General features: G+C 73.7%; 11 protein-coding genes and 1 pseudogene. 6 read left to right on the top strand and 6 right to left on the bottom strand.

Annotated elements, in window-relative coordinates; genetic code table 11:
- Positions 1–108: 108 nt before the first annotated feature.
- Positions 109–4,020 carry a Pls/PosA family non-ribosomal peptide synthetase gene (locus O1G22_RS39715; RefSeq protein WP_270085747.1) on the top strand — a complete coding sequence of 1,304 codons (3,912 nt, stop codon included), beginning with the start codon at positions 109–111 and terminating at the stop codon, positions 4,018–4,020.
- Between the two features lie 104 nt (positions 4,021–4,124).
- On the opposite strand, the gene O1G22_RS39710 is transcribed toward O1G22_RS39715, so the two are convergent.
- Positions 4,125–4,637 carry a MarR family winged helix-turn-helix transcriptional regulator gene (locus tag O1G22_RS39710; RefSeq protein ID WP_270085746.1) on the bottom strand — a complete coding sequence of 171 codons (513 nt, stop codon included), beginning with the start codon at positions 4,635–4,637 and terminating at the stop codon, positions 4,125–4,127.
- Between the two features lie 171 nt (positions 4,638–4,808).
- On the opposite strand from O1G22_RS39710, the gene lgt reads away from it, so the two are divergent.
- Complete coding sequence (gene lgt / locus O1G22_RS39705; protein ID WP_270085745.1) at positions 4,809–5,687, top strand: prolipoprotein diacylglyceryl transferase; 879 nt, start codon at positions 4,809–4,811, stop codon at positions 5,685–5,687.
- A gap of 98 nt (positions 5,688–5,785) precedes the next feature.
- Here the strand turns inward: lgt and O1G22_RS39700 are convergent, their stop codons facing one another.
- From O1G22_RS39700 to O1G22_RS39680, 5 genes and pseudogenes are all read right to left on the bottom strand, one after another.
- Positions 5,786–7,243 carry an MFS transporter gene (locus O1G22_RS39700; RefSeq protein ID WP_270085744.1) on the bottom strand — a complete coding sequence of 486 codons (1,458 nt, stop codon included), beginning with the start codon at positions 7,241–7,243 and terminating at the stop codon, positions 5,786–5,788.
- A gap of 513 nt (positions 7,244–7,756) precedes the next feature.
- Positions 7,757–7,963, bottom strand: a pseudogene (locus O1G22_RS45005) (hypothetical protein); the annotation flags it as partial.
- A gap of 93 nt (positions 7,964–8,056) precedes the next feature.
- Positions 8,057–8,392, bottom strand: coding sequence for an ANTAR domain-containing protein (locus tag O1G22_RS39690; protein WP_270085743.1), 336 nt, complete (start codon positions 8,390–8,392; stop codon positions 8,057–8,059).
- 119 nt (positions 8,393–8,511) lie between these two features.
- A complete protein-coding gene (locus O1G22_RS39685) occupies positions 8,512–8,853 on the bottom strand; it encodes a DUF3040 domain-containing protein (protein WP_270085742.1) in 342 nt (113 codons plus the stop codon).
- A gap of 81 nt (positions 8,854–8,934) precedes the next feature.
- The gene (locus O1G22_RS39680) at positions 8,935–9,615 is read right to left on the bottom strand and encodes an HhH-GDP family DNA glycosylase (protein WP_270085741.1); all 681 of its coding nucleotides are present in this window, start codon (positions 9,613–9,615) and stop codon (positions 8,935–8,937) included.
- Between the two features lie 146 nt (positions 9,616–9,761).
- On the opposite strand from O1G22_RS39680, the gene O1G22_RS39675 reads away from it, so the two are divergent.
- From O1G22_RS39675 to O1G22_RS39660, 4 genes are all read left to right on the top strand, one after another.
- Positions 9,762–10,403, top strand: coding sequence for a DNA polymerase ligase N-terminal domain-containing protein (locus O1G22_RS39675; protein WP_225094678.1), 642 nt, complete (start codon positions 9,762–9,764; stop codon positions 10,401–10,403).
- A 30-nt stretch (positions 10,404–10,433) separates the two neighbouring features.
- Positions 10,434–13,517: an FAD-binding and (Fe-S)-binding domain-containing protein gene (locus O1G22_RS39670; protein WP_270085740.1), complete on the top strand. Its 3,084-nt coding sequence runs from the start codon at positions 10,434–10,436 to the stop codon at positions 13,515–13,517.
- A gap of 169 nt (positions 13,518–13,686) precedes the next feature.
- A complete protein-coding gene (locus tag O1G22_RS39665) occupies positions 13,687–14,181 on the top strand; it encodes a hypothetical protein (RefSeq protein ID WP_270086711.1) in 495 nt (164 codons plus the stop codon).
- Complete coding sequence (locus O1G22_RS39660) at positions 14,178–14,468, top strand: MrpF/PhaF family protein (protein WP_333492454.1); 291 nt, start codon at positions 14,178–14,180, stop codon at positions 14,466–14,468. The genes O1G22_RS39665 and O1G22_RS39660 overlap by 4 nt, the downstream gene beginning before the upstream one ends.

The following is a 14,468-nucleotide window of genomic DNA, read 5'->3' as shown; positions in this document are numbered from 1 at the left end:
GGTCGTGAAATAATTGCATCGAGTTGGTGAACGCATAGGCTGGCAAAGGCTTCTGACAAGCCGTAATGGACTTCGCATCCGTAGGCACCGCACACCAGAGGCACCATTTTGTCTTCGCCCGCATTCGATGCGCCGCACCGGGCTCTCTTCCGCTCCGCGACGGCCTCGCCGCCGCGCACCCTGATCGACATCCTGCACGCCACCGCCGCCCGGCATCCGGACGCCCCCGCCCTGGACACGGGCGCCGAGACGCTGACCTACCGTGAGCTGGCGGCCGAGGTGCTCCGGCGCGCCCGGCGGCTCACCGGTGAGGGCATCGGTCCCGGCGACCGGGTGGGGATCCGCATCTCCTCGGGTGCCGCCGAGCTGTATCTGTCGATCCTCGCCGTGCTCCACAGCGGAGCGGCCTATGTGCCGGTGGACGCGGACGATCCCGAGGAGCGTGCCGCCACCGTCTTCCGCGAGGCCGGGGTGTGTCTCGTCCTCGGGCCTCATCCGCAGCCCGCCGAGCTGACGGCACCCTCGGGCGCGGTGGCCGGCCGCCGCGTGCCCGGTCCGGAGGACGACGCGTGGATCATCTTCACCTCCGGTTCCACCGGTGCCCCCAAGGGCGTCGCCGTCACCCACCGGTCCGCGGCCGCTTTCGTCGACGCCGAGGCACGGCTCTTCCTGCGCGACCGGCCGCTCGGCCCCGGTGACCGGGTCCTCGCGGGACTGTCCGTCGCCTTCGACGCCTCCTGCGAGGAGATGTGGCTCGCGTGGCGCTCGGGTGCCTGTCTGGTGCCGGCCGAGCGCTCGCTGGTCCGGGCCGGTCATGAACTCGGGCCCTGGCTGGACGCCCGCGGCATCACCGTCGTGTCGACCGTGCCGACGCTGCTGGCGATGTGGCCCGAACCGGCGCTGCGCCGGGTGCGGTTGCTGATCCTGGGCGGCGAGGCGTGCCCGCCGGGCCTGGTCGAGCGGTTCGCCGGCCCCGGGCGGGAGATGTGGAACACGTACGGCCCCACGGAGACCACGGTCGTGGCGTGCGCCGCCCGGCTGGAGCGCGGCAGTACGGTGCGCATCGGACTGCCGCTGGCCGGGTGGGACCTGGCCGTGGTCGACGAGGCCGGGGACCCGGTGGCGTACGGGGAGCAGGGCGAGCTGGTCATCGCGGGCGCCGGCACCGCACGCTATCTCGACCCCGCGAAGGACGCGGAACGCTATCGCCCGTGCCCCGCGCTCGACGCCATACGCGCCTACCACTCGGGGGATCTCGTGCGCGCCGACGCCGAGGGACTGGTGTTCCTGGGCCGCGCCGACGACCAGGTCAAACTCGGCGGCCGGCGGGTCGAGCTGGGTGAGATCGACGCGGCCCTGCTCGCGCTGCCGGGGGTGCGCGGCGCGGCCGCCGCCGTGCGGTCGACGGCCGTCGGCGCCTCGGTCCTGGTCGGGTACGTGATGGCCGAGCCGGCCGCCGACGGCGGGTCGGCGTTCGAGGCCGGCAAGGCCAGGGAACTGCTGTCCGAGCGGCTGCCCCCGCCCCTGGTGCCGCTGCTGGCCGAGGTGCCGGCGCTGCCCACGCGGGCCTCCGGGAAGGTCGACCGGGCGGCTCTGCCCTGGCCGGTGCCCCTGGCGGGCGACGAGAGCGGCGGCGGTGAGGCGACGCACCGGCTCGACGGGACGGCGGCCCGGCTGGCGGACCTCTGGGAGCAGCTGCTGGGTGTGCGGCCCGGCCCGGACAGCGATTTCGTCGCGCTCGGCGGCACCAGCCTGACCGCCGCCCGCATGGCCTCCATATTGCGCGAGGAATACCCGGGCCTGTCCGTCGCCGACCTGTACCGGCACTCGGTACTGCACCGCATGGCCGGCCATCTCGGATCCCTCGCCGGTACGACGCGTATGGTGCGCCCCGCCCGGCCGATTCCCCGGCGGGCCGCTGTCGTGCAGTTCCTCGTGCAGCTCGCCGGCTACGGGATCACGGGCCTGCGCGGACTGGTCGCCCTGGCGGCCGCGGACGATGTGCTGGGCGTGATCGCGCCGCACGACTGGGCTCCGCACACGTCCTGGTGGCTGGTCCTGGCCGGCTGGGCGGTGCTGTTCAGCGCACCGCTGCGCTGTCTGATCGGCGCGGCCCTGGCGCGCACGCTGGCCGGCTCGGTCACGCCGGGCGCCCATCCGCGCGGTGGCAGCGCGCATCTGCTGCTGTGGACCGCGGAACGGGCCGTCGCGTCGTTCGGCGTGCCCGCCCTGCTCGGCACCCCATGGGCGCCGGTGTACGCCCGCCTCCTCGGCTGCCGGACGGGGCGCGACGTACGCCTGCACGCGATGCCCCCGGTGACGGGCCTGGCCGAACTGGGCGAGGGGTGCAGCGTCGAGCCCGAGGCGGACCTCGCGGGCTGGTGGCTCGACGGTGACACGCTGCACGTCGGCCGGGTGTCCGTCGGCGCGGGTGCGCGGGTGGGGCACCGGGGCACGCTCCTGCCCGGCGCCGTCGTGGGGCGGAACGCCGAACTGACCGCCGGCGGCTGTCTGGACGGCCGGATCCCGGAGGGCGCCGTGTGGACCGGGTCGCCGGCCCGGCCGGCCGAGCCCGCCGAACGCCTCGCGGGTGCCGGCTGGCCCGCCCCGCCGCACGGCCGCCACCGGCGCTGGCACCTCGCCTACGCGCTGTCCCTGACCGGCCTGCCCCTGCTGTCCCTCCTGGCGGCGACCCCGGCGCTGTTCACCGTCTGGCTGCTGGTGCGCTCCACGCCGACTCTGTCCGGTGCGACGACACGTCTGCTGGCCGCCGCACCGCTGTTCGCCGTCCTCACCACGGTGTGCGGCTCGCTCGTCACCGCGCTCACCGTCCGCCTGCTGAACCGGTCGATCAAGCCCGGTACCCACCGCGCGGACGGCGGGGTGGCCTGGCGGGCATGGCTGGTGACCCGGCTGCTCGACGCCGCCCGGACCGGCTTCTTCCCGCTGTACGCGAGCCTGGCGACACCGCACTGGCTACGGCTGCTCGGTGCCCGCGTCGGGCGTGGCACCGAGATCTCCACGGTGCTGCCGCTGCCCTCCCTGCTCCGGGTGGACGACGGGGCGTTCCTCGCCGACGACACGCTCGTCGCGCCGTACGAACTGCGCGGTGGGTGGATGCGGTTGGGGGCCGTGCGCATCGGCCGCCGCGCGTTCGTCGGCAACTCGGGCATCGTCGGCCCCGGTCGCGAGGTGGCCGACCACGCCCTGGTCGGTGTGCTGTCCGACGCGCCGGCCCGGAGCGAACCCGGGACGTCCTGGATCGGACGCCCCGCGATGCCGTTGCCCCGGCTGCCGGAGACCGGCGACCCGGCACGGACGTTCGCCCCGCCGCGGCGGCTCGTCGTGGCCCGCGCGGCCGTGGAACTGTGCCGCGTCCTGCCTCTGGTCATCGGCACCCTGCTGGCAGAGGGACTGCTGCTCGGCGAGCAGGAGTTCCTGGACCTCGGCGGGCTGCCCCTGGCCGCCCTCGCCGGCGCCCCGCTGCTGATGGCCGCGTCCCTGGTGGCCTGCCTCGGCACGACCGGCGCCAAGTGGCTGCTCATGGGCCGCTTCCGGTCCGGGGAGCGCCCGCTCTGGTCGCCGTTCGTCTGGCGCAACGAGCTGTTCGACACGTTCGTCGAGGTGCTGGCCGTACCGTGGGGCGCGGGGGCGTTCGCGGGGACACCCGTACTGAACTGGTGGCTGCGCAGCCTCGGCGCACGCATCGGACGCGGCGTGTGGTGCGACACCCACTGGCTGCCGGAGACCGATCTGATCACCCTCGGCGACGGGGTCAGCGTCAACCGCGGCTGTGTGCTGCAGACCCACCTCTTCCACGACCGGATCATGCGGATGGACACCGTGGAGCTGGCAGCCGGCTCCTCCCTCGGCCCGCACAGCATCGTCCTGCCCGGCAGCACGATCGGTGCCGGGGCCTCCATCGCCGCCGCCTCGCTCGTGATGCGCGGCGAGACGGTGCCGGCGGGCACCCGCTGGGCCGGCAACCCCATCGCCGGCGCCGGCCGGGAGACGGCATGACCCGGTGCGGACGGTGCGCGCTGCGCCTGGCTCCACGGGGAGCGGCTGCCGGCCTCGCCGCGGACCGCGCACGGTCCTGGACGGTGCGCGCGTCGCGGCTTGGGTCAGTCCTCCGCGCCGTCCTCGGCCGGCTCACCGAGGTGCTCGGCCAGCTGGAACAGGGCGGGCAGCGCGTCCTTGATGGCCGCGCGGGCGCCGTCGTCGAGCGCGGCGAGGGCGGCGTCGATACGGCGTTCATGGGCGGTGGTCCAGGCGGCGAGTTTCTCGCGGCCGGCGTCGGTGAGGGCGACGACGGAGGCCCGGCGGTCGGCGGCGTCGACGTCCCGGGTGACCAGACCGGCGCCGATCATCTGGCCGATCAGTCCGCTGACCGTGCTCGGTGCCAGGCGGCGGCGGGCGGCGAGGTCGCTGACCCGCGCGGGAGAGTGCTCACCGAGCACCTGCAGCAGCTCGACCTGGGCCATGGGGAGGGTCTCCCACGGGTAGTCCGTGCGGATCGAGGAGCGCAGCGCGCGGCGCAGCCGGGTGACGGCCTCGGTGAGCTGGCGCGCCTGCGGTTCCTCACCGAGGGGGCCGGAGGAAGACGAGGAGACCTCGGTACGGGGCTGCGCGGGCATGGGGCAAGGGTAGCCGGGCCGTACCCCGGTGCGGCCCCGTCGTCCGCGGGTCGGACGCGGCCTCGTCCTGTGCCGTCCCTCGCCAGACGCTTCGGTGTCCGATGTATCGTCGGGTGAGTCCTCCCCGGCTCTCGCGGACCGGGCTCCCTGCACGCAAGAAACGGTCGAGCCTTGAATCTGGCGTACCTCCCCAGCCCCTCCCAAGGGGTGTGGCACCTCGGGCCGCTGCCGATCCGCGCGTACGCGCTGTGCATCCTGGCTGGCATCTTCACCGCCGTGTGGCTCACCGGCCGACGCTGGGAGGCCAGGGGCGGGCGCCGCGAGGACATCGCCGACATCGCCATCTGGGCCGTACCGTTCGGCATCCTCGGCGGGCGGCTCTACCACGTGCTCACCGACCCGGAGCTGTACTTCACCGCCGGCAAGCAGCCCATCCGCGCCCTCTACATCTGGGACGGCGGCCTGGGCATCCCCGGCGCGGTGGCGCTCGGCGCGTTCGGCGCCTGGCTCGGCTGCCGCCGCCGCGGCATCGGGCTGGCCGACTTCGCCGACGCGGTCGCGCCGGGGCTGGTGCTCGCGCAGGCGATCGGCCGCTGGGGCAACTACTTCAATCAGGAGCTGTACGGTCGCCCCACCCATCTGCCCTGGGCCCTCCGGATCGACCCCGCGCACCGCCCCGCCGACATGCCCATGGTCGGTCTCTACCACCCGACGTTCCTGTACGAGTCGCTGTGGGACCTCGGCGTCCTGGCGCTGCTGCTGTGGCTGGACCGCCGGTATCACGGGCGGCTGCGCCGGGCGCGGCTGTTCGCCTGCTACGTGCTCGCCTACACCGCCGGCCGGGCCTGGATCGAGGCCTTGCGCATCGACCACGCCAACCACTTCCTCGGCCTGCGCCTGAACGACTACGTCTCCCTCGTGCTGTTCACCGGCGCGCTGGTCCATCTCTTCGTGAGCCGCCGGCCTCGACCCGGCGACGACGCCCCGTACCCGCCCGGCGTCGCCGAGGGGAAGGAACCGTCGGTCGCGGCCGGCACGAAACGGGTGTGACGACCGTGCCCCTGGCGCCGCCGGGCGGACCGTCGTCGGGGGTGGCGTTCCTGGTCCGCCCCGGCGGCGAAACCCCCTGACGGTCGGCCGCCCCGCCCTCACAGGGCCGAGCGCGACGACTTCGGGTCCGTACGAGGGCTCAGCCAGGCCGACGCGATCGCGACGGCCGAGGCGGCCAGCAGGACGACGGCCGCCCAGCGCGCCCCCGTCTGTGCGGCCGCACTGCCTGCCAGGTGCAGGGCGAGGGTCACCAGGGCGACGCCGAGTGCCGTGCCCAGGCCGCGGGTCATGTTGACGAGACCACCGCCCGTGCCGGAGCAACCGGCGGGTATCGCACCCATGATCATGGCGTTGTTGGCCGGGGTGAACGTCCCGAGGCCCAGCCCGGTCAGCGCCAGCACGGGCACCAGCCAGGCGGCCGTGAGCGGAACGGCCAGCAGGGCGGCCGACCCGACCGTGCACACGGCGGCCCCGGCCAGGCAGCGCCCGCGGTCCGCGAGACCGCCCGGCAGCAGCCGGTCACCGCCGGTGGCGGCCAGCGCGAACCCGGCCGGCAGCGCCGTGAGGACCAGTCCGGCGGTCAGCTCGGAGGTGCCCCGCGCGGTGAGCACGACGGGTACCAGCACCAGCGGGCCGAACAGCACCAGGTAGCCGCTCAGCGCGCCCAGCAGCCCGGACGCCACCGCCCGCACCCTCAGCAGGGCAAGATCCAGCAACGGGGCGGCAGTCCGACGCTGGCGCCGGACGAACCCCCGGCTCGCCACAACCGCCACACCGAACAGCACGGCCACGCCCCACCCCGGCACGGGCAGCCCGGACGCCGCGGACACCGCCATCAGGGCGCTGGTGGTGGCCGTGGCCAGCAGGGCGAGCCCCCACCAGTCGAAGCGTGCGACGCGGGTCCGCGCCCTTGTGCGGGGCAGCAGATAGTGCCCGCCGACCAGCGCGACCAAGCCGACGGGGACGTTCACCCAGAACACCCACCGCCAGCCCAGCGTCGACACCAGGGCCCCGCCCACGGTCGGTCCCAGGGCCAGTCCCAGCGCCTGGGCGGCGGCCTGGACGCCCAGGGCGCTGCGCATCCGCTCGCGCGGCGCACTGGTGGTCACCAGCGCCACGCTGTTGGCCTGCATCATGGCCGCTCCGGCCGCCTGGACGACCCGGAACGCGACGAGCGCGAGCAGGGACGGGGCGAAACCGCAGGCGGCGGAGGCCAGGGTGAACACGGCGAACCCGTACAGGTACAGCAGTTTGCGGCCGTGCGCGTCCGCCAGTCGGCCGGCCGGCACCAGCAGCGCCACCAGGGTCAGCAGATAGGCCAGCGACACCCACTCCACCGCCGCCAGCGAGGCATGGAACTCCGTGCGCAGACTGCCGTACGTCAGCGTCACGATGCTGGCGTCCAGCTGTCCCATGAACGCGCCGAAGCACACCGCGCCCACGGCCAGCCACCAGCCGTTCGGCCGCGACCGTATCCCCTCCGGGCGGGGCCGTTCCACGGTGAGCACGGCAGGCCAGCGGCGCGTGGACGTGTGCGGGTTCATGTCGGTGGCCATGCCCCCAGTTTACATCGGTCACCGAACTATTCGACGACCGTTCTTTCCCTGCCGCTCCGCTGCGCCGGTTCAGGCGGCTACTCTCTCCGGACCGACAGCCGACGACCGGTCGTACCGTCGGTCAGGGTCCTGGCTCCCAGGGCCGCACGCAGGGTCGCGCGGACCGGGCCGAACCGGGCGACAGCCGGGCAGACGACGTCCGGTCCCGTCCGGCTGGTGATCCGTACGGTGAGGAGGACGCTCCTGGGTTGCTCGGAAACCCTGACCCGGGGGAGTTCGTCACACCCACCCGACTCCACCGTGACCGCGAGGCTGCGGCCGTCGCGGCTCACCGTGACCGGCCGAGTGATCGCCTCACTCCTCGTAACGGTCTGTGAACCGCCCGCTCCCGACGCCGAACACCCCGTCAGAACGACCAGGGCGACGACGACCACCGACGCGGCGACACGACCATCCGCTGCATGTGTCTTCACGGTAGATCGACGCCGACGGGGCCGGATTCGTTCGCTCGGAACGCGCGGGGGCGCCCGTCATGAACCCGCAGAGGACATCGAGGCGTTCCTGCCCCTGGATCTCCCGCAGATCGACGTCGAAGTCGATCTCCTGCACCGCGTGGAACCGGAAGATCGCCGGCATGTCCGGGACCGGCCGCACCTGCAGCTGAGGCTGCTCGGAGCCGGCCGGGCGGGACAGCACGGTCTCCGCCCGACGTGCCGGTACTCCGAAGGGGCGACGGTGCTGCTGCAGCCACGACCCGGCCACCTCACGTACGGCACATAGCTCTCCCGGAGGCTACCGAGGCGGAGGTCGGCCTCACTCGATCAGCGGCACGCCGGGGATCTGGGCAGGGCTGTGACGGTCGAGAGCCGCTTCGAGGGCGACCCGGATCTCCGGGGAGATCTCGCCCTGCCGCCCCCAGATGAGGATCATCTCCGCGACATTGCGCAGTTTGATGTTCGTGTGCTGGGACACGTCCTTCAGTACGTCCCACCCCTGGTCGGGCGTGACCCGGCCCAGCGCGACCATCATCCCGATGGCCTGGTCCACGACCGCGTGGGAACTGACGGCTCGCCTGAGCTGGTCGACCTCTTCTTCCAGCTCGTGGATGCGCTCTCCGTCGGCCCTGGCCGAGTCGCTGCCCGTGGTCATCAACCCCTCCGGAGTCCGACGCGCCGTGCGCCCCTCAGGTACTGGTCCGCCTCATCCATCCTGCTCTTCGCGGGGGACCCCTGCCACCCTGGCCGGCTGTCGATCGGTCCGGAGGGCGGTCACCGCCTCTCGGGTCCGGCCGGGTCCCGGGGCGTGCCGTCGCGCGGCCTGAACAGCAGAACGGCCGCGCTGATCAGGGTCAGCGCCCAGCTGATCGCGAACACCCAGGTCAGCGCCGTCGACGCGGTCCGCAGGGCGCCGATCAGCAGGGCCAGGGAGACCAGGCCGAGGGCCAGGACGACGCGTCCCCTGACCCTGTCCAGGGCGTCCTTCATCCGGGCCCGGCGGCTGCGGGTCATGGTGCTCAGCTCGTGATCGAGCTGCCGCGATTCCTGGCGCAGCCAGGTCTCGATCTCGACCAGCGCCCGGCGTTCGGCCTCCGTCAGCCTGCGCCCGTCCATCACCGGCACCTCCCGAGTCTCAGGCACATGGCAGCGCATTCATGGATCGTGGGTGTCGGGTCCATCGGTCGCACCGGTCGGTCAGGCCGCCTTCGCGGCGGCGAGCACCTCGTCGGCGAGCGGTCTGTCGAGCGCGGCGTGGACCAAGCCGTCCGCCAGCCGGGGCAGGTCACGGCCGGTGACGAGGCCGCCCAGTTTCTCCGGCGAGGCGGGCAGCCCGAGCCGCCGGGCTCCGTCGAGGACCTTGCGGTCGGCGTACGGGGCGAACTCCGGCCAGACCCCCTGCACGTCGCGCAGGAAGATGTCGGCCCCGGTGGGACCGATGCCGGGAATGTCCAGCAGCGCCTTCCTCGGGTCGGACTCCTCGCGCAGCCGGCGCAGATCACCGCCCCAGCGCTCCAGCAGCAGCTCGGCTCCCTCGCCGAGCATGGTGGAGGTCCGTTCGTCGTAACGGCGGTAGCCGCCCTTGCCGAGGGCGTCGACGCGCTGCTGCCAGGACGCCCGCGCCATCGCGCGCGGGTCGCGCATCCCGGCGTCGAACAGCGCGCGGGCCGCGGCCACCGCGGTGTCGGCCCGGATACGGGCGCTGAGGAGCGTCGCCAGCACCAGCATCTGGTAGAGCGGGGCCGGGGTGTCGCGCAGCCGGATGCCGGCCTGCGCCGCATAGGTCCGCTTCTGCCGGTCGAGCAGTGCGCGCACCACCGCCGTGTCCGTGGCGCCGGCCTTCTTCCGGCCGGGCTTCCCGTCGGTCTTCGCAGCCATCGCCCCGTCACCCGCCGTCAATCGCCGTGTCACCGGTCCGGCGTTCCACCGGGGTCAGCAGTGCGCCGTTCCGGAGCGTGCGGGTACCCCTCGGGGTCCGCTCCATGCGGCCGTTTGTCACCGTCCGTCCCGGGAACACGGGCGGCATGGCTGGTAAGAGCGGCACACCCCGCAGATCGGCATCCGGTCGCTCGCTGGAGACGTACCGCGGCAAACGCAGGGCCGGCCGGACGCCGGAACCCATGGGCGGTGCCTCGCCGAAGGGCGGCAGGCGCCGGTTCGTGATCCAGAAGCACTCCGCCACCTCGCTGCACTACGACTTCCGGCTGGAGGCGGGCGGTGTGCTGAAGTCGTGGGCCGTCCCCAAGGGCCCCTCCACCGATCCCAGGGACAAGCGGCTGGCGATGCGCACCGAGGACCATCCGGTGGACTACCTGGACTTCGAGGGCGTCATCCCGCCCGGCGAGTACGGCGCCGGCGAGGTCATCGTCTGGGACACCGGCACGTACCGGAATCTGGCCGAGGACGAGGGCAGGAAGGTGCCCGTGGCCAAAGGGGTGGGCGAAGGCCATGTCAAGGTGTGGCTGGAGGGCGAGAAGCTGCGCGGCGGCTATGCGATGACCCGCACCGGACAGGACGGCGAGCGCGAGCGCTGGATCATGATCAAGCTGTCCGACGAAGGGGCCGACGCCCGCCGGAACCCGGTGAGCACCGAGCCCGCCTCCGTACGCAGCGGCCGCACCCTGGACGAGCTCACCGAGGACGACGGGCACGGGAAACGGACCTGATCGCTTGCGCACGGGAAGGACGAGGCCCCCATGGCCGCCGAACACCCCGACAGTCTCTCGCCCGAGCGGCTGCGCGCCGCCGGGGCCGCCCTGCGGCGCCGGGTCGACGGCGAGGTCCGCTTCGACGCCGGCAGTCGCGGCGCGTACGCGACGGACGGCTCCAACTACCGCCAGATCCCCGTCGGCGTCGTGGTGCCCCGCACCGTGGAGGCGGGGGCGCAGGCCATCGCCGTGTGTGCCGAGTACGGCCTTCCGGTGCTGTCCCGGGGCGGTGGGACCTCGCTCGGCGGGCAGTGCACCAACCACGCCGTGATCGTCGACTGGACCAAGTACTGCCATCGTCTGCTCTCCGTGGACGAGGGCCGGCGCACCTGTGTCGTGGAACCAGGGATCGTGCTGGACGAACTCAACCGGCAACTCTCCCCGTACGGCCTGAAGTTCGGCCCCAAGCCGTCCACCCACGGCCAGTGCGCGCTCGGCGGCATGATCGGCAACAACGCGTGCGGCGCCACCGCGCAGGCGTACGGCAAGACCGCCGACAACGTGCGCCGGCTGGAGGTCCTCACCTACGACGGGCTGCGCTGCTGGACCGGCCCCACCACGCACGAGGAGTACGCGGAGATCCTCGCCGCCGGCGGCCGGCGGGCCGAGCTGTACCGCGGCATGCGGGAGCTCGCCGACCGGCATATGTCCGACATCCGCCAGGGCTTCCCGCACATCCCCCGCCGGGTCTCGGGCTACAACCTGGACGCGCTGCTGCCCGAGAACGGCTTCGACGTCGCCCGCGCGCTGACCGGCAGCGAGGGCACGCTCGTCGCCGTCACGCACGCCGAGCTCGACCTGGTCCCGGTCCCGGCCGCCGATGCGACCCTGGTGCTGGGCTACCCCGACATCTTCACGGCCGCCGACGACGTGCCCCGGCTGCTGGAGCACTGCTCCCCCACGATGCTGGAGGCGATCGACGGCCGGATGGCCCAGCTGATGCGGGAGGAGCACGCCTATCTGGACTCCCTCGATCGCTTCCCGGACGGCGACAGCTGGCTCCTGCTGCAGTTCAGCGGCGACTCCACCGAGCAGGCCGACGAGCAGGCGCACGCGTTGCTGCGCGCGACCGGCCGGAGCGTCGACGACGCCTCCGTCGCCCTCAGCGACGACCCGGCCCGCGAGGAGGAGATGCTCAAGGCGCGCGAGGCCGGGCTCGGCGTCACCGCCCGTCCGCCGGACGACCGCGAGACCTGGGAGGGCTGGGAGGACTCCGCGGTGGCGCCGGACCGGCTGGGCGCCTATCTGCGCGACCTGGAAGCCCTGTTCACCGAGTTCGGCTACGGACTGTCGTCCCTGTACGGGCACTTCGGCCAGGGCTGTGTCCACACCCGCATCCCCTTCGACCTGCGCTCCGCCGAGGGCGTCGCGGACTTCCGGCGGTTCCTGGAACGCGCCGCCGACCTGGTCGGCTCCTACGGCGGCTCGCTGTCGGGCGAACACGGCGACGGGCAGGCCCGCGGCGAGCTGCTGACGCGCATGTTCGGCGAGCGACTGGTGGACGCGTTCGGTGAGTTCAAGGCGCTCTTCGACCCCGGCGACCGGATGAACCCCGGCAAGGTCGTCCACCCCCGTCCGCTCGACGCCGACCTGCGGCTGGGCGCGCGGTGGCGGCCGGCCGACCCCGCCACCCACTTCCGGTACCCGGACGACGAGGGCAGCTTCGGCCGGGCCGTGCTGCGGTGCGTCGGCATCGGGCAGTGCCGCAGCCGCTCCGGAGGCGTGATGTGCCCCTCCTACCGCGGCACGCTCGAAGAGGAGCACTCGACCCGTGGCCGGGCCCGCCTGCTGTTCGAGATGCTGGGCGGCCACCCCGACTCACCGGTCCGCGGCGGCTGGCGCTCGCCCGAGGTGCGCGACGCGCTCGACCTGTGCCTGGCCTGCAAGGGGTGCAAGTCGGACTGCCCGGTCGGCGTCGACATGGCCACCTACAAGGCCGAGTTCCTCGCCCACCACTACGCCGGGCGACCACGGCCCGCCGCCCATTACGCGCTCGGCTGGCTGCCGCTGTGGGCCCTGCTGTCCCGGACGAGCCCGCGAGCCGTCAACGCGCTCCTGCACGCGCCGGTGCTGTCCGACGTCGGCAAACGGCTCGCCGGTGTGGCGGCGCAGCGGGACGCGCCGCTCTTCGCCGAGCAGTCCTTCGTCCAGTGGTGGCGCGAGCAGGGCGCGCCGGAGCCGCGGCCGGGCGATCCGGACGCCGTCGTCCTGTGGCCCGACACGTTCAGCAACGCCTTCCACCCGCATGTGGCCCAGGCCGCGGTACGCGTCCTGCGGGACACCGGACTGCGGGTCGCCGTACCGGCCGAGCCGCTGTGCTGCGGTCTGACCTGCATCTCCACGGGCCAGCTGAAGACCGCGCGGCGCGTGCTGCGCCGGACCCTGCGCGTTCTGCGGCCGTGGCTCGACGCCGGCACTCCGGTCGTGGTCCTGGAGCCTTCCTGCGCCGCCGTGTTCCGGGCCGACGCCCCCGAGATGATGCCCGACGACCGCGATGTACGGCGTCTGGCCGACCAGGCGATGACCCTGGCCGAGGTGGTGCTGAACCGGACTCCCGGCTGGCAGCCCCCGCACCTCGCCCGCCTCGCCACCGTGCAGCCGCACTGCCACCAGCACGCGGTCCTGGGCATGGACGCGGACACCGAACTGATGCGCCGCGCCGGGATCGTCGCCGACGTACTGGACGTGGGGTGCTGTGGTCTCGCCGGGAACTTCGGGTTCGAGCGCGGCCACTACGCGCTGTCGATGCGGATCGGCGAGCTGGGGCTGCTCCCGGCGGTCCGCGCGGCGGCCCCCTCCGCGCTGGTCGTCGCCGACGGCTACAGCTGCCGTACCCAGATCGAGCAGGGCGACACGGGCCGGCGGGCCATGCACCTGGCCGAGGCGCTCGCCCTGGGGCTCGACGGCGGCGCGCCGGCCGACCGTCCGGAGAAGCTCGGCGCCCCGCGCCAGGATCCACGGCCGGCCGACGCACGCCGGGCCGCGGCACTGACGGCCACCGGTGCCGCCCTCGCCGCCGCGGGCACCGTCACCGCCGTCCGCCACCGCGACCACGGCCGGCGCATCCGATGACCGGGTGATACAGGCCCGCGGGCGTGGGTACCCGCGGCGGAACGTGATGCTCCATCACGGTGATGCTCGGCCCGGCGGTTCGCCCTCCCCGGCGTGCGCGGGGCATGGCGCTCGCCGTGCACGGTACACGTTGCTGGTCCGTGACGGCGTACGTCGGTGAGGAGGGGCGATGCGGCAGACGACAGCGACTGTGGGCGAGGTGCTGGCGTGGTGGGCGGTGCTGGTCGTCGTCGACCTGATGTTCATCAGCTCCGTCTCGGCCCTCGAACTCGTCGTGGCCGCCGCGGGAGCGGTGATCGCCGCGGTCGCCGCCCGGGCCGTGCACACGGCGTCGGGGGCCGGACCGGGCGGCACCCGGAGGTGGGGGGCGGCGGCTCTCGCCTGGCCCGGCGCGGTCCTGAACGACGTGCTCCGGCTGAGTGCGCTCACCGCGCGTGCCCTCGGCGGCCGTTCGGCCGGCGGCAGGCTGAAGACGGTGACACTGGCGTCCGGTACGGGACCCGCGTGGGCCTGCGCTCTGCTGTCCTCCACCCCGGGCGCGTACGTCGTCGACGTCCCCGGGTGGCAGCGCGAGGGGAAGGACCGCCGGATCGTCGTCGCCCACTTCCTCACGGACGACCGAACGCGCCTGGAGGACGTGCTCACCGAGGGGCGGCGGCGATGAACGCGTGGCTGCTCGCGATCGCCGTCCTGCTGACCCTGGCGATGCCCTTGTGCATGGGGGCCACCGCCCGGGGAACGGCGGTCGAGCGGCTGGCGGGGCTCAACCTGGCGACCACCGTCGTGACCGCCGTCCTGCTGCTGACGGCCCAGGGATTCGGTCGCAGTTCCTTCGCCGACCTCGGCCTCGTCCTCGCCGTCCTCGGGCCCGCCGGCACGCTGGTCTTCGCACGTTTCCTCGGCGGCCGGTCGATCGAGACCCCCGACACCTCGACCCGGCGGGAGGCGTGA

It is taken from the genome of Streptomyces camelliae, from assembly GCF_027625935.1.
In the GTDB taxonomy this organism is placed as follows: Bacteria; Actinomycetota; Actinomycetes; order Streptomycetales; family Streptomycetaceae; genus Streptomyces; species Streptomyces camelliae.
Note: the sequence above shows the minus strand (reverse complement) of the source record. Positions and strands in the feature narration are given on the sequence as shown.